The 908-nt window shown below is 64.1% G+C and carries 2 protein-coding genes; both read left to right on the top strand.

Features of this window, described 5'->3' with window-relative positions; genetic code table 11:
• Positions 1-400 (top strand): IS66-like element accessory protein TnpA (tnpA, locus tag XI09_RS46060; protein ID WP_442869556.1); only part of this gene is annotated, 400 nt, incomplete at its 5' end.
• Entirely contained in the window at positions 397-744 is a 348-nt protein-coding gene (tnpB, locus tag XI09_RS08500) for an IS66 family insertion sequence element accessory protein TnpB (protein WP_271566441.1), read from the top strand. The genes tnpA and tnpB, both read left to right, overlap by 4 nt.
• Positions 745-908: the final 164 nt, after the last annotated feature.

Genomic DNA, 908 nt, shown 5'->3' with positions numbered 1-908 from the left:
GCGAATGCAGGTCAATGTGTTGGGCGCCGAGCGTCGGCGACGATGGAGTTACGACGAGAAGGTTCGCCTTGTCGAAGAGACCTTGCAGGCCGGCGAGACGGTCTGCGGCGTCGCACGCCGGCACGGGGTGGCTCACAGCCTGCTGTTCACCTGGCGTCGACAAGCGCGCCAGGGTCGACTGGGCGGAGATTCCGTGCCAGCTCTCGTTCCCGTCGAGATCACGCCGGTGGCGGCTCCGATCTCGAGCGACGCGCCACAACCGGCATCTTCCCCGCCTGCGCAGCGTGCAAGGGCTGGAATCATCGAGATCGAGCTTGGCGGCGGCTGTCGCGTCCGCGTTGACCGCGACGTCGACGTTGAGGCGCTGCAGCGGGTCCTTGAGCTGCTGCGGCGACGATGATCCCGATTCCGAGCGGCGTCAGGGTTTGGATCGCCACTGGCCACACCGACATGCGTCGCGGCATGCGAAGCCTGGCTCTTACAGTTCAGGAGAGCCTGAAGCGCGATCCGCACGCTGGCGATCTCTACATCTTCCGGGGCCGCCGCGGCGATCTGGTCAAGATCCTTTGGCATGACGGGTTAGGCATGTCGCTCTACGCCAAGCGTCTGGATCGCGGCAAGTTCATCTGGCCGTCGGCCTCGGCCGGCGCGGTGTCGATCTCCGCGGCGCAGATGGCTTATATGCTGGAAGGAATTGACTGGCGGAATCCGCAACTGAGCTGGCGACCGCAGAGCGCGGGCTGATCTAGGAAAATCTGCGGTTGCCAGCATTTTGAGGAGTCCCAACGCATTCAATCTGTGATTCACTGCGTCGCATGGATGCTAATCGCGACGCTGTTCCGGATGACGTTGCCGCCCTGAAAGAGGCGCTGGCAGTCGAGCGCGCGAAGGGTTTGGAGGTCGCCGCT

Source organism: Bradyrhizobium sp. CCBAU 11386, assembly GCF_028128955.1.
In the GTDB taxonomy this organism is placed as follows: Bacteria; Pseudomonadota; Alphaproteobacteria; order Rhizobiales; family Xanthobacteraceae; genus Bradyrhizobium.
Note: the sequence above shows the minus strand (reverse complement) of the source record. Positions and strands in the feature narration are given on the sequence as shown.